15 protein-coding genes are annotated in these 19,163 nt (G+C 60.5%); 6 read left to right on the top strand and 9 right to left on the bottom strand.

The window, feature by feature from the left end:
* Nucleotide 1: 1 nt before the first annotated feature.
* Complete coding sequence (locus IG629_RS01105; RefSeq protein ID WP_193170152.1) at nt 2–646, bottom strand: glutathione S-transferase family protein; 645 nt, start codon at nt 644–646, stop codon at nt 2–4.
* A 163-nt stretch (nt 647–809) separates the two neighbouring features.
* On the opposite strand from IG629_RS01105, the gene fabI reads away from it, so the two are divergent.
* Entirely contained in the window at nt 810–1,574 is a 765-nt protein-coding gene (gene fabI, locus IG629_RS01100) for an enoyl-ACP reductase FabI (RefSeq protein ID WP_193170151.1), read from the top strand.
* Nucleotides 1,575–1,863: 289 nt separating this feature from the next.
* Nucleotides 1,864–3,759 carry a sensor histidine kinase gene (locus IG629_RS01095; protein ID WP_193170150.1) on the top strand — a complete coding sequence of 632 codons (1,896 nt, stop codon included), beginning with the start codon at nt 1,864–1,866 and terminating at the stop codon, nt 3,757–3,759.
* Between the two features lie 18 nt (nt 3,760–3,777).
* Here the strand turns inward: IG629_RS01095 and urtE are convergent, their stop codons facing one another.
* From urtE to urtA, 5 genes are all read right to left on the bottom strand, one after another.
* Nucleotides 3,778–4,473 carry an urea ABC transporter ATP-binding subunit UrtE gene (gene urtE / locus IG629_RS01090; protein ID WP_028464479.1) on the bottom strand — a complete coding sequence of 232 codons (696 nt, stop codon included), beginning with the start codon at nt 4,471–4,473 and terminating at the stop codon, nt 3,778–3,780.
* Nucleotide 4,474: 1 nt separating this feature from the next.
* On the bottom strand, nt 4,475–5,239 hold the full coding sequence (urtD, locus tag IG629_RS01085; protein WP_051284300.1) for an urea ABC transporter ATP-binding protein UrtD: 765 nt from the start codon (nt 5,237–5,239) through the stop codon (nt 4,475–4,477).
* Nucleotides 5,236–6,414, bottom strand: coding sequence for an urea ABC transporter permease subunit UrtC (urtC, locus tag IG629_RS01080; protein ID WP_193170149.1), 1,179 nt, complete (start codon nt 6,412–6,414; stop codon nt 5,236–5,238). Before urtC ends, urtD begins: the two co-directional genes overlap by 4 nt.
* Before the next feature lie 3 nt (nt 6,415–6,417).
* A complete protein-coding gene (urtB, locus tag IG629_RS01075; protein WP_226886361.1) occupies nt 6,418–8,034 on the bottom strand; it encodes an urea ABC transporter permease subunit UrtB in 1,617 nt (538 codons plus the stop codon).
* A 123-nt stretch (nt 8,035–8,157) separates the two neighbouring features.
* Nucleotides 8,158–9,372: an urea ABC transporter substrate-binding protein gene (urtA, locus tag IG629_RS01070; RefSeq protein ID WP_156901227.1), complete on the bottom strand. Its 1,215-nt coding sequence runs from the start codon at nt 9,370–9,372 to the stop codon at nt 8,158–8,160.
* A 629-nt stretch (nt 9,373–10,001) separates the two neighbouring features.
* Here urtA and IG629_RS01065 point away from each other — a divergent pair.
* From IG629_RS01065 to IG629_RS01055, 3 genes are read left to right on the top strand one after another with little or no spacing between them, the layout of a single operon-like run.
* Nucleotides 10,002–11,693: a methyl-accepting chemotaxis protein gene (locus IG629_RS01065; RefSeq protein WP_193170148.1), complete on the top strand. Its 1,692-nt coding sequence runs from the start codon at nt 10,002–10,004 to the stop codon at nt 11,691–11,693.
* Nucleotides 11,674–12,516 (top strand): CheR family methyltransferase, encoded by an 843-nt coding sequence (locus tag IG629_RS01060; RefSeq protein WP_193170147.1) that lies wholly within the window; start codon nt 11,674–11,676, stop codon nt 12,514–12,516. The genes IG629_RS01065 and IG629_RS01060 overlap by 20 nt, the downstream gene beginning before the upstream one ends.
* Nucleotides 12,513–13,598 carry a CheB methylesterase domain-containing protein gene (locus IG629_RS01055; protein ID WP_193170146.1) on the top strand — a complete coding sequence of 362 codons (1,086 nt, stop codon included), beginning with the start codon at nt 12,513–12,515 and terminating at the stop codon, nt 13,596–13,598. Before IG629_RS01060 ends, IG629_RS01055 begins: the two co-directional genes overlap by 4 nt.
* Before the next feature lie 13 nt (nt 13,599–13,611).
* On the opposite strand, the gene IG629_RS01050 is transcribed toward IG629_RS01055, so the two are convergent.
* The 3 genes from IG629_RS01050 to IG629_RS01040 are packed head-to-tail and all read right to left on the bottom strand — an operon-like array spanning nt 13,612 to nt 18,156.
* A complete protein-coding gene (locus IG629_RS01050) occupies nt 13,612–16,809 on the bottom strand; it encodes a chemotaxis protein CheA (protein WP_193170145.1) in 3,198 nt (1,065 codons plus the stop codon).
* Nucleotides 16,810–16,813: 4 nt separating this feature from the next.
* Nucleotides 16,814–17,734: a chemotaxis protein CheW gene (locus tag IG629_RS01045; protein WP_193170144.1), complete on the bottom strand. Its 921-nt coding sequence runs from the start codon at nt 17,732–17,734 to the stop codon at nt 16,814–16,816.
* Complete coding sequence (locus tag IG629_RS01040; RefSeq protein WP_036553042.1) at nt 17,731–18,156, bottom strand: response regulator; 426 nt, start codon at nt 18,154–18,156, stop codon at nt 17,731–17,733. Before IG629_RS01040 ends, IG629_RS01045 begins: the two co-directional genes overlap by 4 nt.
* Before the next feature lie 295 nt (nt 18,157–18,451).
* On the opposite strand from IG629_RS01040, the gene IG629_RS01035 reads away from it, so the two are divergent.
* A complete protein-coding gene (locus IG629_RS01035; protein WP_193170143.1) occupies nt 18,452–19,156 on the top strand; it encodes a DUF7666 domain-containing protein in 705 nt (234 codons plus the stop codon).
* Nucleotides 19,157–19,163: the final 7 nt, after the last annotated feature.

Here is a 19,163-nt window from a genome sequence, read left to right as displayed (position 1 = left end):
CCTACTCCGCCGCCCACAGCTTCATCTCCGCCGTGAGTTTCGGACGGTAATCCGCCATCTCCTCGGCAACCGCCTTATGTCTATAAAGGCCGTCACAATAATCGAGCACCGGCGCCGGAATATCGACCGGAAGACCAAGCAGCGGTATCAGCAGATCAAGCCAGCAGAGTGTCACCGGGAAACCGCAATCGCCCAGAGTAAGCATCGTGGATGGTGGCGCCTTCTCGAGCAACCGGCCGAGGCCATCCAACCGATCCGTCAGCACGTCCGCATGATGCTCTGCCTCGAAACCACCCCGCTTGCGTTCAGGCATATACGGAAACAACGCCCTAACTGCAGGCTCAAGCCGGGTATCATGGTAGCGGGAGCGCTCCCGAACGAGTGCCCGGCCCGCCGGGGTATCCGGCAGCATCGGGGGCTCGGGGTGTATTTCGTTGAGGTATTCAGCGCAGGCCTCTGAGTCAGCCAACAACAAGTTCCCGTCCCGCAGCGCAGGCAGATTTCCAGCGGGAACGATCTGCCTGTATTCCATCGATCCGTATCCGCCCGGCGGCGGAATTTCTTCCCAGACCAGATCCTTGTGCCGCAACAGAATACGAAGTTTCGCGGAATAGAGACTGACCCGAATGGTGTAAATCTGGAGCATGGCCGCCCCCCAACTGAAATCGGGCCGTCAGATACAGTTCGCTGCAGCCCGCTGTCTCCGACCTGATCGCATCATACTGCCAGAGCCGATAATGAGAACGTCACTTTACTTTATTGTGCAGCGCAGCATAATTGTGCAATCGCAATAAACCAAGGCCGCCCAGATGTTCTCGCTCGAAGGCACAACCGCACTGATCGTCGGCATTGCAAACGATCAGTCCATCGCCTGGGGGTGCGCAAAGGCACTGAAAGACCGCGGTGCGAAACTCGCCATCACATACCTGAACGACAAGGCGGAGCCCCATGTGCGGCCGCTGGCGGAACAACTCGGCGCCGATATCGTCATGCCGCTGGATGTCCGCAACGAAGATCAGACCGAGGCGCTGTTCGGAGAGATAGAGGCGCAGTGGGGCCGCCTCGATACGCTGCTTCACTCCATTGCCTTTTGCCCGAAGGACGATCTGCATGGCCGGGTGATCGATTGCTCGGCCGAGGGCTTCGCAGCGGCGATGGATATTTCGGTGCATTCCTTCCTGCGCCTGATCCGGCGTTCCGAGCCGTTGATGCACGAAGGCGGAACCTGCATGACCGTCTCGTTCTACGGTGCGGAGCGCGTGGTCGATCACTACAACATCATGGGCCCCGTCAAGGCGGCCCTCGAATCCGTGACCCGGTATGCAGCGGCCGAACTTGGCCCGAAGGGCATATCCGTGCACGCATTGTCTCCCGGGCCTCTCAAGACCCGGGCCGCCTCCGGGATCGACTATTTCGACGACCTGATGAACGAGGCAGCGGCCCGCGCGCCGATCCACAAACTTGCGACCATCGAGGATGTCGGCGCATTCGCAACCTTCCTCGCCAGTCGTGAAGCCGCGAATGTCACCGGCGGCATCCATTATATTGATGGTGGCTACAGCGTCGTAGCATGAGGTGACAATTCAGGCTGCTAGCTTTAACGTTCGAGAACGTTACTCTTCGTCTCGACGGTCCGGCCTGGATCGAGTTTTGCCATCACCCCGTCTCTATCAATCTTGAGTTTTCAATCCATTACGTAGAGACTTCCAGATACTCAGCTGATCTCTGACCTTCAGCGAAGAAGGAGCGCGGTCTGTTCCGAAGTTTGAATAAAAGCATGAAGCAACGACCTTCCCCCGTTTCCGGCAAAAACCTGTCATCGCGATTTCGGCCATTCGTCCCTGCCTCATGCAAGGTTAGGCCATGAGCACGAGCCCGACACGTTCCTCAACGGTGAAAAGCGTCAGTGGTCATCAGGCACGGCTGGTTATCATCGTTGCCACACTCCTTGGCCTGACCATTGGCATCGGCGAGTCTGTCCTTGAGTATTTCGGACTACGGTCGGACTTGTTCGAAACCACGGAAAAGGCGGCACAGGCGTTTGAACAGACCGCCTCTGTTGCCGTCGTTAGCCGCGACCCTGAGCTGGCCGCGCAAATTGCCACCGGCCTGCTCCATTTCGAAGCAATCATTTCCGTCGAACTGACGGACCAAACCGGCGCCATTATAATCAGCGAACAGCGCACTTTTCCGCCCTCGGAAGACCACTGGTATCCGGAGCTTTTTCCGCCCGTCACACATGCGCTAGCGCTTGAACTCAGCGACCCGGCGACACCAGGCATCACAGTGGGATCTCTTCGGATTACAGCCTCCTCCTGGCGGATATCCGAGGAGTGGCCGAACCGTCTGGCCGTGGCTCTTCTTGCCATGGCGGCAGGCATCGCAGCGCTCGCCGCTATCCTGTTCTACATCTCCGAGAGGTTTGTAACCCGGCCTCTGCTTCAGCTCGCCGCCGCCTATCGCCATCTGAATGCGGACGACCCGAAGCAAAGCCCACTGCCCGAGCCCGACGATTTCGATTTCCTGGAATACAGGGAAATCGCAGCCAGCGGGGCCCGCCTGATGCGCGACATCACCCGTAATTCAGAAGTCAGAGACCTCACAGCCAGCGAGCTGTTCCGCAGTCAGAAGCGTTTTCAGGATTTCGCCGAAATTTCTTCGGACTGGTTCTGGGAAACTGATCGTGACGGCGGTATCAGCTACATCTCCGCCAGCTTCACCAAGACCCTCAACAAGCGGAGCGAAGAGATCTACGGCCGCACATTGGCGGAAACCTCCTCGGAGGACACTCAGACGCCAAAATGGCGCGGCTTGAACGACGTTATCGAACAGCGCCGTCAATTCCGCGATTTCCGCTATGATATCGAGTCCCAGCCGGGCCTCCGCAAAACCGTCAGCATCAACGGCAGGCCGTTCTACGATGAAGCCGGAACATTCATCGGCTATCGCGGCACCGGCGCCGACGTCACCAATGAACGGCTTATTGCCGAAGCCCGGAACGAAGCCCTGCAACGCGCGGAACATGCCAACCGGACGAAATCGGAATTTCTGGCAACGATGAGCCACGAATTCCGCACACCTTTAAATGCCATCATCGGTTTCAGCTCCCTGCTCGCAATGCCGAACACCAGAGACATGGCAGTGGAACGCCTCGCCGACTATTCCGGGGCTATTCAGCAAAGCGGCCAGCATATGCTGGAACTGGTGAACGATATTCTGGACATTTCCGCCATCGAGGCGGGCAAGCGAATCTTGACGCTTGAAGAAGTCGGCATCGGTGCGATCTTCACGCACTGCATCTCGCAGGTCGATGGTCAGGCCAGGAACAAGGCCATCACCATCTCTACCTCGGTCGAGATGGCATCGGACCTTATGATCACGGATGAACGCTCGATCCGGCAGATCCTCCTGAACCTGTTGTCGAACGCCGTAAAATTCACACCTGACGGCGGGGCGATCCGCTGTCTGGCGGAAGCCGACGGAAGCGAGATTGTCTTCCGTATCGAGGACAGCGGCGTCGGAATTTCAAAGGATCGGCTGCCGACAATCGCCGAGCCGTTCTCTCACTCCTCCATCCACCCCCATGTTGCCAAGGAAGGCACCGGCCTCGGACTGTCCATCGTCCGCTCTCTCGCGCAGTTTCTCGGCGGCAGTTTCATGATCGAGAGCGAACCCGGCGCGGGTACCAGTGTCACGGTAATCTTGCCCAGGGTCGGGCAGGACACCTCGTTGGCGCAGGATATAGACGCCGCCGACTGAGCTGCTCCGGAAAGGCGATCACACAGTCAGATGGCCGCGGACATCTTCCTCCGCGAGCGCTGTCTTCGCCCCGGCAAGCACGATCTCCCCACGGTCCATCACCGCAATTTCATCCGCCAGATCGCGGGCAAATTCGAAATACTGCTCAACCAGGATCACGGCCATATCTCCGCGTGCTGCCAGCAGAGCGATGATCCGTTCGATATCCTTGATGATCGATGGCTGAATTCCCTCGGTTGGCTCGTCCAGCACCAGCAGGCTCGGGCGCAGCACCAGAGCACGGGCGATGGCTAGCTGTTGCTGCTGACCGCCGGAAAGATCTCCGCCGCGCCGTTTCAGCATCTGCTTCAAGACGGGGAACAGATCGAAAATCTCGTCCGGGATCGTACGCTTGGCGCGCGGCAGGGCAGCGAACCCGGTCTTCAGATTCTCCTCGACTGTCAACAGCGGGAAGATTTCCCGGCCCTGAGGCACGAAAGCGACACCGGCCGAGGCTCTACGGTGAACCGGCAGCGCCAGCAGATCGATATCGTCCCAGAGGATGCTGCCCGCGCTCGGGCTCTCCAGACCGGTCACGGCCCGCATCAGACTGGTCTTGCCAACCCCGTTACGTCCGAGCACGCAGGTAACCTTGCCGCGCTCGGCCACCAGATCGATGCCGCGCAGCGCGTGGCTGGCGCCATAGTGCAGATGAAGTCCCGAAACTTTCAGCATCTCAGCGTCCCAGATAGACTTCGATGACGTGCGGATCGTTCTGCACCTGATCCATGGACCCTTCGGCCAGCACCGATCCCTCATGCAGCACGGTGACCTTCACGCCGAGGGCGTGGACGAAGGCCATGTCATGTTCGACGACCACGATGGAGCGTTCCCCGCGCAGATCACGCAGCAGCTCAACCGTCGCCTCGGTCTCGGCGTCGGTCATGCCGGCCACCGGTTCGTCCAGAAACAGCAGTTCCGGGTCCTGCACCAGCAGCATGCCGATCTCCAGCCATTGCTTCTGCCCGTGCGATAATTTCCCGGCCATCTGATCGCGCTCACCGGCCAGGCCGATCCGCTCCAGCGTGCTTTCGATCTTCGATTTACGGTCCGCATCCAACCGGTCGAACAGGCAGGCGAAAGTGCTCCGGTCCGACTTGATGGCGAGCTCCAGATTGTCGAACACCGAATGGTTCTCGAACACGCTCGGCCGCTGGAACTTCCGGCCGATACCGAGGGCGACGACTGCCGCCTCGTCCCGTTTACCGAGATCGATATCGCCCTTGAAGATGACCCGTCCCTCATCCGGCTTCGTCTTGCCGGTGATGACATCCATCATCGTCGTCTTGCCGGCGCCATTCGGCCCGATGATGGCCCGCATTTCGCCCGGCTCGACCACGAAGCTCAGATTGTTCAGCGCCTTGAAACCGTCAAAGCTGACCGTGACCCCGTCGACATAGAGCTGGGATTCTGAATATGAAGCTCTTCCGGTCACGTTCATTGGCCCGGCTCCTCGGCAAGGGGTGAGGATGCAGGCGGGTTCCGTTTGCCAATCCGCCGCTTCACCCAGTCAATCGCGGCAGGCAGGCTGCCGACCAGGCCTTTCGGGAAGAACAAGGTGACGGCGATGAACATGCCGCCGAGAGCGAACAACCAGACTTCCGGGATAACCCCGGTCAGCACCGTCTTCGCGTAATTGACCAGCACGCCGCCGGCAATCGCGCCGTACAGCGTGCCGCGACCGCCGATAGCAACCCAGATCACAGCCTCGATGGAGTTGGCCGGGGCGAACTCCCCCGGATTGATGATACCGACCTGCGGTACGTAGAGCGCGCCCGCCAGCCCGGCGATCATGGCGGAGAGGACGAAGACGAAGAGCTTGAAATTCTCCACCCTGTAGCCGAGGAAGCGCACCCGCGCCTCGTCGTCCCGGATGGCTGCAATCAGACGGCCGAGCTTGGAGGCGACGATGGCCCGGCACATCAGATAACATCCGGCCAATGCGACACAGGTCGAGGCCAGCAATACGGCCCGCGTGTTGTCCGATTGCAGGTCGAAGCCCAGCAGGTCCTTGAAGTCCGTCAGGCCGTTATTGCCACCGAAGCCCATGTCGTTGCGGAAGAAGGCCAGCATCAGCGCATAGGTCATCGCCTGGGTGATGATCGAGAGATAGACCCCGCTGACCCGGGAACGGAAGGTCAGCCAACCGAACACGAAGGCCAACAGCCCCGGCACGAACAGCGCCATCACCACAGCAAAGGGGAAGAAGTCGAAGCCGTACCAGTACCATGGCAACTCCTTCCAGTTCAGGAACACCATGAAGTCCGGCAGCTCAGCGTTGCCGTAGACGCCCCGATCACCGATCTGCCGCATCATGTACATGCCCATGGCATAGCCGCCGAGAGCGAAAAAGGCCCCGTGACCGAGGCTGAGAATGCCGCAGAAGCCCCAGATCAGATCGATCGAGAGCGCCAGCATGGCAAAACACAGATATTTGCCGAGCAGACTGACCAGATAGGTCGGCACATGAAAGGCCGAGTCGGCCGGGACCGTCAGATTGAGGAGCGGCACGAGGATCGCGATCGCTGCCAGAACGGTGAGCAGGATGGCGCTCGCCAGCCTGCCCTTGCCGGGCTCCTGGGCCTGCGGCGCGTAAAGACGTTGCAACAGCGACATGGCTCAGGACTCCACGGCACGGCCGCGAAGCGCGAACAGTCCGCGTGGCCGTTTCTGGATGAAGAGAATGATCGCCACCAGCACCAGGATCTTGCCCAACACCGCGCCGGCCCAAGGCTCGAGCAGCTTGTTCACGATGCCGAGCGACATCGCACCGGCAAAGGCGCCCCAGAGATTACCGACGCCGCCGAACACAACGACCATGAAGCTGTCCACGATATAGGCCTGCCCGAGATTGGGGCTGACATTGTCGATCTGGCTGAGGGCAACGCCGGCGATACCGGCAATCCCGGAGCCGAGGCCGAAGGTCATGGCATCGACCCGGCCGGTCGGAATGCCCATGGCCCGCGCCATCTCGCGGTTTTGCGTCACCGCACGCATCTGCAGGCCGAACGCGGTTTTCTTCATAACAAGAAGGACGGCTCCAAGGACGCAGAACGAGAACAGGATGATCCAGAGCCGGTTGTAGGTCAGGGTGATACCAGCGACGGACTCCATCGCGCCCTGCATCCATTCCGGCGCACCGACTTCCCGGTTGGTCGGCCCGAAGATCGAGCGCACAGTCTGTTGCAGGACGAGGCTGATGCCCCAGGTGGCAAGCAGGGTTTCAAGCGGGCGGCCATAGAGGAACCGGATACAGCCCCGCTCCATGGCAATCCCGACCAGCGCCGATACCAGGAAAGCAGCCGGCAAGGCGACCGCGAGCGACCAGTCGAACAGCCCCGGCGCCAGAGAACGGAAGGCCTCCTGAATGACGAACGTCGTATAGGCGCCGAGCATGACCATCTCGCCATGCGCCATGTTGATGACACCCATCACGCCAAAGGTAATGGCAAGCCCCATGGCCGCAAGCAGCAGGACCGAGCCGAGGCTGATCCCCTGATAGAGATGCTCGACGGTGCGCCACATCTCCAGCCGGCGCTCCATCGAGGCGAGGGTTTCTCCAGCGGTTTCACGTACGGTCTCGTCCGGTTCGCGCCAGACATCGCCGTCCTTCAGAAGCAGACGGGAGAGCATGACCCGGCTTTCCGGATCTGTTCTGTCCGCGAGGGACTGCACCGCCGCCAAACGCTCTTCCGCGCTGCCGGATTGCAGTTTGATAGAGGCCTTCGCCAGTTGCAGCGCGTTTTTCACCGCCGCATCCGCTTCCTTGGCCAGCGCCGTCTCGATCAATGGCAGCATTGCCTGATCGCTCGACTTCAGCAGACCGTCCGCCGCTTCCAGTCTGCGCTGCGGGTCCGGGCTCATCAGTGTCAGTGTACCCATGACAGCTTTGACAGATGAACGGAGCCGGTTGTTCGTTTTGATCCGCTTCACCTCACGCGATCCGACCGTTCCAACCTCGGAACCTGTCAGGGGATCGGTCAGGAGAAGCTTCCCGCCACTGGTCTTTTGGCCAATGACCACCACGCCGTCGCTCTTGCGCGTGTAGAGATCCCGTCCGACCAGCGCTTCCAGGATAGGCACCACCTCGGGCGCGCCTGTCGCGACCATGCGATCGACAACAGCCTGCTTCTTGGAAAGGCTCGCCGCACCGAGCTCGGTAACGAGTGTTCCGAGATCTTCAGCAGCCGATGCACCGGAATGCGGCACTAAAACCGCGAGTGCCCAGAAAACCATTAAGAACCGGAGTGCGCCCCCGCGCATCCATTGCCTTAAGGACATTAAATTTCCTTCCATCCCTGCGCGCTATTCAAGCGGTTCCGGAGCGCGGGACATCCCGCGCTCCGGTCCGGAAGTTTTTTAGAAGCGCGGCTTTTCGCAGTTGCCGCAGACCCACGGATAGGTCCAGTCGGCGGTCAGCTTGGCGCTTTCCGGGATGAAGTCGGACCAGGCATCGCCGACCACCACATCGTCGGTGGCGGACACGATTTCGAACTGGCCGTCCTCGAGGATTTCACCGATCAGCACCGGCTTGGAGAGGTGATGGTTCGTATTCATCACCGCCACACCGCCGGTCAGATTCTTGACGGTCTGGCCGTACATTGCCTGACGCACCGCATCGACATCGGTGGTACCGGCCTGCTCAACCGCCTGCACCCACATCTTGAAGCCAATGTAATGCGCTTCCATCGGATCGTTGGTCACGCGCTTCTCGTCCTTGATGAAGGCGTGCCAGGCTTTGATGAACGCGTCGTTCTCCGGGGTGTCGACCGACATGAAATAGTTCCATGCGGCAAGGTGACCGACGAGCGGTCCGGCATCGAGACCGGCAAGCTCTTCTTCACCGACGGAGAAGGCAACGACCGGAATGTCTTCCGCCTTGATGCCCTGGTTCGCCAGTTCCTTATAGAACGGCACGTTGGCATCACCGTTGATGGTGGAGACAACCGCGGTCTTCTTGCCCTGGCTGGCGAATTCCTTCACCTGGGCAACGATGGTCTGCCAGTCGGAGTGACCGAACGGCGTGTAGTTTTCCATGATGTCGGCATCGGCGATGCCCTTGGCATTCAGGTAGGAGCGCAGGATCTTGTTGGTCGTGCGCGGATAAACGTAGTCGGTACCGAGCAGCACAATGCGTTTCGCTTCGCCGCCCTCTTCGCCGAGCAGATAGTCGACCGCCGGGACCGCCTGCTGGTTCGGCGCCGCACCGGTATAGAAGACGTTCCGGGAAGATTCCTCGCCCTCATACTGCACCGGATAGAAAAGCATACCGTTCAGCTCTTCGAAGACCGGAAGCACGGATTTGCGGGACACTGAGGTCCAGCAGCCGAAAGTTACGGAGACGCCGTCCTTCGAAATGAGTTCGCGGGCCTTTTCCGCGAAAAGCGGCCAGTCGGATGCCGGATCGACAACGACGGGCTCGAGCTTCATACCGAGAAGACCGCCTTTTTTATTCTGCTCGTCAATGAGCATCAGCATGGCGTCCTTCAGTGTGGTCTCACTGATTGCCATGGTTCCGGATAGCGAGTGGAGGATGCCGACTTTGATCGTGTCCGCCGCCTGCGCTGCCCCCATCCCGGCCGTTGCAGCCAGCCCGAAGGCTGTTGCCGCAAGGGCGCTTTTCCACTTTGTGAGCTTCCCCATTTTTTAGTCTCCCAGGTCCAGGGTTGTTGTTGCACCGCACCCCAAACAGCAAACGCTGTGCCACAGTTCCCGCACCCGGGTTAATTTCCTAAAACATATTATTTTTCAGATATTTAAAATGAAAAACGACACTCAAATAGAAAACCAGAAAGAGAACCGAACATTTAATTTTGCACCAATATTGGGCATTGCCTGTTTTTTAACCTAACTGTAACCGAATACCACACATTGACCTTTTGCCGATGAAGTCGCATGTCGGGTGTGGGGAACACTACTCCCCGACGGGGTTGTTGTTGCACCACACGGCCCTGGCCCGTGCGTCTTCACAGACGCACGGGTAGGAGGGGATACGAAAATCCCCCGAAAACATTGCTAATTTCAGTGCATCCGGCCGATAAAAAACCGGGATCCGACAATTTCTCAATAAATATCAACGAATAATCAACAATGTGGCTGCACAGGCGGAATCACAAAGATATACTGATCCCCGCACATGGATTTGCCCGACAGAACGCCTGGGCTGCGCGGGGCCATTCGAAGAACATCAGGGGGCCGCTTAAATGTCTTTGAATATGTCTACGAAACTCATGGCGCTGGTCGTATTTATGGCCACCGCCCTTTGCGCATTCGCGGGTTTTTCCATCTGGACGATGACCGCCGTGAAAGGTCAGGTCGACCAGATCATTTTGACCGACACACCGGTTTCCGTTCTGGTTGGCTCGATCGTCGAAAGCCAGCTCGAACAGGAAATGGCCCTGCATATCGCCATATCGATTGCCGCACAGGGACGCGGCGATGCCGCAGACGACTATATTGCGAAGTTCGCGGCACACGGCACCTCTGTCGACGAACATCTCTCCTCGGTAAACCTGCTGCTTTCCCCGATTGTTGAAGCTGGCGGCGACCGCGGCATCCGCTATGCAGAAATCCAGAAGCTGCTGGCTGAAATCGAAGAAGCGCACGACCACATCACGAAGACCGGCAACACTGTTATTGTTCAGCTCAAGTCCTTGATCAAAGCGGCTGGGGGGCGCATTCCCCGACTGTCGCACCTCAGCTCTCATATGAACAAGATCGAAGAGACCCAGGTCATCGTCGGTTCACGCGTGCATGAACTGCTGAAAAAGGTCAATGGCATGTCCCAGGGATCGGTCGAAGAGATCCAGGCCGCCGAGGAATTGGCAATCAGCAGCCTCACCATTGCTGCAATCGTCGCCGTCACACTCTCTCTGATCATCGGTATTCCGCTCGCCATCGGTATTCGCCGCCGCCTGAACGCCGCGGTTCGGACCGTGGACAGGTTCGCGGCCGGCGACCTCTCTTTCCCGGTCCCGGTAACATCTTCGAACGATGAAATCGGCCGGGTGATGAAAGCGATCGACGCCATGCAGAAAAATCTGCAGGGAATGCTCGGCACCATTAAAACGGCATCCGGCGGCGTCACCTCCGGCAGCACCGAGCTTCGTCAGACTGCGCAACAGGTGTCTGACGGTGTGAACGACCAGGCCTCCAGCGTGCAGGAAACTTCCGCTGCCATGGAAGAAATGACTGCCGGTATCCGCCAGAACGCGAAGAACGCGGAAGAAACGGAAAAAGCATCGGAGCGCATGGCCGGTGAAGCCGGGCGTTGTGCCGAAGCAATGACCCAGACCGCAGCCGCCATGAAGGATATTTCCGACAAGATCCTCGTTGTCGAGGAAATCACCCGGAAGATCGAACTGCTGGCCCTCAACGCCTCCGTCGAAGCCGCGCGTGCCGGTGAACACGGACGCGGATTCGCAGTTGTTGCCTCCGAAGTCTCCCGCTTGGCTGAAATCAGCAAGCAGGCCGCAAGCGAGATCCAGGATGCCTCCGCCGACGGCCGGGAAGCTGCCGAAAATACCAACCGCCTGCTGAATGACCTGCTGCCGGAAATCACCCGGACCAAGGATCTGGTTCAGGGCATCACCGCCGCCAGTGAGGAGCAGTCTGTCGGCGCGGACGAGATCAATGTCGCCATCCACCGCCTGAACACCGTAATTCAGCAAAATGCTGCGGCAGCGCAGCAAATGGCGGCGACATCCGGTGCCCTTGCCGGCCGGGGCCGCGAGCTGCAGGAATCCGTCTCCCGCTTCAAATTGAACGAAGGCGACGCACCGGCTCGGACAAATCCGGCAAGCAAAGCCCCTGCCCGTTCCGAAGAGAGCGCCGACGAAGAACGTGCCCCAGAACAGGACGAGAAGATTACGTCCGGTGACTTTGGAAAATACTAACCCGGTCACGGCGGAGTTCGACGAACTCCGCCGTCTGGCGCATTACAAATTCGGGATTATCGTTCCAGCGAACGCGGAAAGTTTCCTGGATTCGCGCCTGCGCGGCTTCATGAGCCAAACCGGTCATGAATCCATTCCAGATCTCTTGCGCGACGCTCGTAGCGACGGGCGCGAGGACTTGCTGATCAATCTGGTCGAGCACCTTTCGACCAATCACAGCTACTTCTACCGGGAGCCGGCGCACTTCGAATTCATGGCGTCGACCTTGCTGCCGGAGCTCGAAGAACGTCTGCGCCGGGACCGAACAAAAGATATCCGTATCTGGAGTTCGGCTGCGGCTGCAGGCGAGGAAGCCTATTCGATCATCATGGCGATGCGGGAATATTTCGGAACGCATTACCAGGATCTGGATGCCGGTGTTCTGGCGACCGATATCGCCAAGGCAACCCTGCGCCGGGGCGCCATCGGCGAGTACAGAGCCGAGGCTTTCCGTCATATGCCCATGGCCTGGCAGCAGAAATATCTGGAATATCTCGGCGACAACACCTATCGCGTGGTAAAGCAGGTACGCGACGATGTGATGTTCCGATGGCTCAACCTGACTGAACCGCTCGAAATGTTGCGTGGCCGCTTTCATTTGATCTTGTGCCGGAACGTGATGATTTATTTCGACGACACGACCCGGGAAAACCTGGTGAAGAATCTGAGCTCGATGCTTGCGCCCGGCGGTTATCTCTTCATCGGCCACACCGACAACCCGGATCACGCACGGATTTATCTGGATCAGATCCGTCCCGCGATCTTCAGGAAGAAGGCTACTTGAGCGGACAAAACGGTATTCTCGTTGTCGCTTCCGACCCGCTGCTTCGCAAGGTCGTGACGGAAACGATAACGCCCCTTATCGGTGAGACTGAAGTCATCGCGGTGTCGCAGACGCGCGCCACGCCCGAGCGCCTTGCCGGCGCCGAGGTCGTGGTACTTGCTGCCCGCGACAATGACTTCCCCAGCCTGAAGAACGTGTTCGAGCTGACCAAGACCTGCGGGCGCCCGCTCCTGCTGGTCACGGCCGGGGAGAGCACGGAAGGACGGACCGTCGCCGCCCAGCTGAAAATTCCATCAGGGCAGCTGATTTCCATTCCCGAGCTCGATATCCGCTCGGAACTGACGGCAGCGTCTTCACGTATTGAATCCGCCCTGCGGCAGGCCCGCGTGGATCGCCCACGATCCACACCGGCGTCAGCCGCACCGCGCCCGACTCCGGCGCGAACACCAATTTCCGTCGAACCGGCGAAGCCGAAGCCACCCGAGGATTTTGGCGCCCCCTATCTTGGCACCGTGATCTGCATCGGCGCTTCAACCGGCGGCACGGATGCCCTGATGACCGTGCTTTCCGGCCTCGACAAAGATTGCCCGCCGGTCGCGATCGTCCAGCACATGCCGAAAGATTATGTCGAGGATTTCGCGAACCGACTGAACCAGTCCTGCGCGATTGATGTGACGCTGGCATATGACAGCCAGCCCCTTCGCCCCGGTCTCGCAGTGGTGGCGCCCGGCGACCGGCAATTCCGGCTGCGTAAAGGCAACAAGGGGATCTGGACCGCTCTCGGCGAAAGCGAACGCATCGGCGGCCATTGTCCTGCGGTCGATGTGATGATGAAATCGGCGGCGCAGGAACTGGGCAAGAAATCAGTGGGTGTGATCCTCACGGGCATGGGCCGGGACGGCGCGGAAGGTTTGCTTGAAATGCGCCGAGTGGGCGCGCGGACCCTCGCCCAGGACGAAGCCAGTTGCGTCGTCTATGGCATGCCGAAAGTCGCCTTCGAGGAGAAAGCGGCGGATACTGTCCTGCCTCTGCAGAAGATCGCCGGGTGGATTTCCGGCGTCACACTCAACCTGCCGAAATAATGTCGGCCGGAGCCTAGGCCCCGGCGATCGCAATCAGGGTTTCTGGATCGAGCACCAGCAGTGGCTGGCCCTCACCCATAACCGTGGCGCCGGCCAGGACATCAACCGCGTTCAACGCCGGATGCAGCTCTTTCATGAAAACTTCCTGACGCCGCTTGACCCGGGCCACGGCGACACCGACCCGGCGTTGCGGTGTGCCAATGATCACCACCGGGAATGCCGTCTGGTTTGCAGCGACTTCGGGCGTTTCCCAGCCGAGCATGGTTTCGATCGCACGGACCGGCAGGAAACCGTCCCGGTGCTGAATACCGGCAAACTCGCCAACTTCCTGGATCTGGCTGCGCGCGACCTCAATGACTTCGACAATTGAACGCTCGGGCAGGCCCAGGTCCCGCTCGCCATCGGTTACCACGACAATCCTCTGCAGAGCCGCGGAGACCGGGAAGCTCAGATAGAATTTGGTGCCCTCACCCTCGACGCTGTCGATATCGATGGATCCGCCAAGACGCCGGATCGTGGTCAGCACCACATCCATGCCGACGCCGCGACCGGATGTTTCCGTGATGGCCGAGGCCGTCGAGAAGCCTGGCGCGAAAATCAGACGCTGGATTTCCCGCTCGGACATCCGCGCCGCATCCTGATCCGAGAGCAGGTTGCGCTCCATGGCCTTGGCCTTGATCCGGGACGTGTTCAAACCGCGTCCGTCGTCGGCGATCATGATCTGCGCGACATTACCGTTCTGGGTCGCCCGCAGCGTCAGGATCGCTTTCTCGGGCTTCCCGAGATTCTGTCGCTCATCCGGTGATTCGATGCCGTGATCCATGGCATTGCGGATCATGTGGACCAGCGGCTCCATCAGGGCATCCACCATCGACTTATCGATCTGGATGTCTCCATCCTCGATATCGAGGTCGACCTGTTTGCCCAGGCTGCGGGCAAGATCCCGTACCAGACGCGGCATGCGTCCGAGAACGATGCTAATCGGCACCACACGCAGCTGCAGCGTCACGGAATGCAGCATCCGCAGCGTGGTTTCCGCTTTCGCGATCTGGCTGGCGAGAATCTTTCCCGCATCGTCGATATGGCTGGCCGCGAACCGCAACCGCTCTGCCTTGCGCGCCCCGGTCTGCTTAGCCAGGGAACGCAGCTCCGCGATCGTGCTGGCAAACCCGGCTTCAGATGCACCCTGCTCGATCCGGGAAATGCAGAGGCGTAGCTCGGCCACCGTATCGAGATAATTGTCGACAAGCTCGGACGACACCCGGAGCGAACTGCCACCGCCCCCACGACCAGCCCCGCCCGTGTCCGTGCGCTCAGCAGGAGTCTTCGCGTCGGCCGCGACAGGCTCCAAAGCAGAAGACTGCGACGGCGGCGGAACAGGCGCAGCCTGTGGTGCTGCCTGAGGCGGTGCCGCCGGCCGGACCGGTGCGGCTTGCTGTCCACCAGCAGCGCCAGGCGAACTACCGCCTCCGACAGTCCAGTCGTCGCCGATATGCATCACGCTCGGTTCTGCCGCTGCAGTCGGTGCAGCAGGCGCTGGTTGTTGTGCCGGCGCCGGTTGGGCCGGAGCCATCTGGGCCGCAGCCCTCGCATTCTGAACTTCATTGCTTGCCAGAATCTGCCACGACTGGAGTGCGGCACGCGCGCCGTCAATCGCCTGCACGGCATTCATCATCGGATCGGCAGGGCCTATCACGCCGACGAGGAACTGGTAGAGATCCGGGTGAGTATCCACCAGGACCCGGTTGGACATCACCTTTTCCTGATAGATCCGGCCCATGATCTGCTGTGTGGAGGCCGGGCCGTCCGGCAGCATGGCCTGGATCTCGACGAGGTTGGCATTCGGCTGTTTCAGGAAGTCCGCGATCTGCTGGCGTGCGTCCGGCGACAGGCTGTTGAAAATCTCGTCACCGAGAGACGTCCGCAGCTCGGCCACCGCCGCTTCGGCATTGGTCAGCAACAGGGCCATCTGGTCCCGCAGCCGGTCATAGGTGCTGCGCAGCATATCGAGCGAGGCAACATTCAGTCCCTCGATCCCGATCACCTGGCTCTCGCGGCGGATCTCCTCGACCACCGCAAGGGCGCCCGAGCGGTCGCGCCAGTCAGCTTCCGCAGTCAACTCGCTGGACAGCCGGGCCAATGCGGAAATTCGCTGCACGCCGAGAGCACGGGCAAGAATGCCGACCAGCTCCCAATCTTTCGTGGTTCCGCCACCGGCCGAAAGCCGGTCGACCACTTCGCGCGCCTCTCGGGAGATATGAGGCGACATTGAATCGTCCACATCCTCCATCGAGAGACCCGAATTGGCGAGTTCCGACAGCAGCCGCAACCGGTGCACAAAGATGCAAAGGCCCCGGGTCAGCTCCGTCTTGTCGAGTGGGTCGGACTCGCGGAGCAAATCGATGATATCGCTCAGAACATCCGAAATGCCGAGATAGCCGACTTCGTTCGCCACTTCACGGATCGCGAGCACCGAGCCGGATATGGCTTGCGTGTCGAGCGCTTCCAGCGTCGGGTTTTCCAGTGCCTCGGCGAGCTGTCCAAGCTCGCTGCGCACCACCTCATCGAACGGCCCTACCGTTTCCGGCTGAAATTCAGGCTCGGACGGATCCGCCGGGGCCTGGGAGACCTGCATCGACATCTGCCGTGCGGCACCGCCGTCATTGGCCTCGGCCGGAGCCGCCTCAACTGGCGGAGGGGGCGCAGGCGGAGGGGCCGGTGCTGCCTGCGGCGGTGGTGCAGGTGCGGCTGGAGCAGGTTGTTGCGGAGCGGCTTGCAGTGCGGGTGCGGCAATCGCACCACCACTCTTAAGCTGCGCCTTGGCAGCCGTCAGTTGCGCCACCAGCTGCATGTCCGCAGGCGCATCGCTGGTGTTCGCGATACTCTGTTCGCGCAAGGCAATCAGCGTATCGGCGGTCTGCAACAGAAGTTCACGCGTTGCCTCGTCCGGCCGGGCTTCGCCGTTCCGGAACATGTCGAGCAAATCCTCGGCGTGATGCGCGACAAGCTCGATGCCGGTAAGGCCAAGGGATGCGGAAACACCTTTGAGGGAGTGCATGGCGCGGAACAGCGCGCTCATGGTTTCCCCGTTCTCGAGATCGGCCGCACTGCCGGAAAGGATATCCTCGATCTGACCGAGATAGTCCTCGCTCTCCTGCTCGAAGAGCTCCCACATCGCGCCGCCGGCGCCGTCGTCGTCGAAACCGCTCATGCGCCTATCCTCTGCCGTCGCCGGAGCGGACGAAATCCGGCACCATCTGGGCGATCAGTGCCGGCACGTCGATCACCTCGTGGAATGCCCCCTTATGGGAGATGACCCGTGCCTGAGTGTCGTCATCGGACGGTCGCACCGGGCTCTCGTCAACAACGATACCCAGCACTGTCTCCGTAGCGATCGACCATTTCTGACCATAATAATTCACGATAATATGGATGGTCTGCTCTTCGAATCCGCCGCGCGACAGACGCAGAACGGGCATCACGGTGCCGCTGACCTCGATGACAGAATCGAGCTTCACACCGGGCCGCTTGGGCAGTGGTGTTGTCTCCACCTCATCAAGCGCCCTCTCGACCAGACTGGAATCGACGGCATAGAGATGGTCACGGATAGTCAGCGCCATGTAACGCTGGCGCGGCCGTTCGACGACCTTTTCCTGCTCGTCGGCAAGCTTCATGGCGCGCTGATCCGAGATCAGTGGCAGGGCACTTTGCGCGTTGAACCAGCGGTCAGGATCGACGGCCTGGACCAGATTACCGTCATCGTCGAGATAGGCATGCTGCGGCTGGTCGGTCGATACCAGCCCCTTGGTCGCATGGGCCGGATCGAAATTCCGGATGCCGATGATCTTCTGGACCGCGAGGCCGATCACTGCATGACCGCGCTGCAGGACAATGCACATCGGCAGATCGGTCTCGGGTCCGTTCGGGCCGGCACGCACCACGACCAGCGGTATCGGCTCCTTTCGGAGCACCATGACACCGATATACTCGTCCGCCTCGCCCTCGATCGGCTCCATGTTCTCGATCTCGACGACCTCACGGACGCCCGAGAGCCTTACGCCATAGCGCCGGCCGTCCGACTGAAACAGCAGAACGGGAATCTTATGGGTCTCGAGGACACTCTCCACGGCGTTCATGCCAACGCCTCCCCGGCCGCAGCGTCAGGAAGCATCAGCCGGTTGATCGTATCGATCAGCAAGCTTCCCCCGCTCGCGTCAACGTCACGGCTGACGGAGCCGGAGGGTTTGCCAATCACCGCGTCGGCACCGACCAGTCTGGCCTCCACAGCCTTGGGCGATGCCGGATGGGTAAGCGAAGACAGGACAATGACCTTTGCAGGAGAAAGAATCCGCAGCCGGCGCAGGCATTCGATCCCGTTCATTACCGGCATTTCGATATCGAGCGTAACCACATCCGGGTTCAGCTCCCTGGCCAGATCGACGCCTTCACGGCCGTTTTCGGCTTCCCCGACGACCTCGAATCCCTCTGCCCGATCAAGAATGGTCTTGATCGTCAGGCGGACCAGACGCGAGTCATCGACAATCAGAACCTTAGGCATGCGGAAACCATTTGCCAGGGGTGGAAACTATCTTCGAATCAAGGGGTTCATGGTTCCATATCAGCCTGGCTTTGCCTACCGGCAAAATGCCGGACAGCCGCCTGCGAGGATGAATATTTTGTCTCTCGCGGCGCTCTGACATGCGGCGCCGGCGACACCGACCCCCGGTGCGCGCTCCCATGATGCCGGAGCGTTTTGAATTTCTTGAAAGCAATGCGCCATCAAGCGCTTGCCCTCCACCTGAGCCTATAGGACGATAGGGACGAACCATGACACGCATCGCGATGGACATGACATGACGGAACAGAACGTGACCCCGAGCGGAACCCAGAACGGTTCCGGAGAATTGCTGGCCTGGCACTTCGTCGACGAAGCGCTGCGCGACGGCAGGCCCGTGCCGGCGGATGGCGAGAAACTCGCGCACGGCGCGGCGCCCTCGCTTTGCGTTTCCGGCCTGCATGCCTCCGAACGCATCCTCGACGCCCTGAAATACGCTCCCGGAAACACCATCTGCCGGGTCGAATGCGAGGATCTGGCGACACGGCAGGACGACAAGCTGGTCTGCGCGACCCGCACTGTGCTGTGGCGCGTCGACGGCGAGGACCTGCTCAGGGAGTTCGCCCGCAAGGTTGCGCTCGACGTCGCCGATCTCTGGGACATTCCGGGTGGCGTCCGCAAATATCTTGAAACCGGAAACGAAAACTTCCGTGTCGCCGCCAGGGCCGAAGCGCGGGACCTGTCCCGTGCCTATGCCCGGGATGACAATGTTCCCGCCGCGGCTGCGGCCGAGGCCGCGCGCGCTGCCGCAGCCCGCACCCATGCCGCCCGGGCGACCGGACTTGCCGCGGCCTGGGCCGCGAACCGGGCGCGTGGCGATGCCGAAACCTGGGCGCGCTACAACGCGATTCTGGAGGCTCTCGTAGAGACGGCCCGTACCGCCGAGGACAGCGAGGACGAGTGGGGCGACTTCGCCGACGAACTCGAAATGGATATGGGCTGACACGCGG

It is taken from the genome of Nisaea nitritireducens, assembly GCF_014904795.1.
GTDB lineage: Bacteria > Pseudomonadota > Alphaproteobacteria > Thalassobaculales > Thalassobaculaceae > Nisaea > Nisaea nitritireducens.
This window is presented reverse-complemented; position numbering and strand designations above follow the sequence as displayed.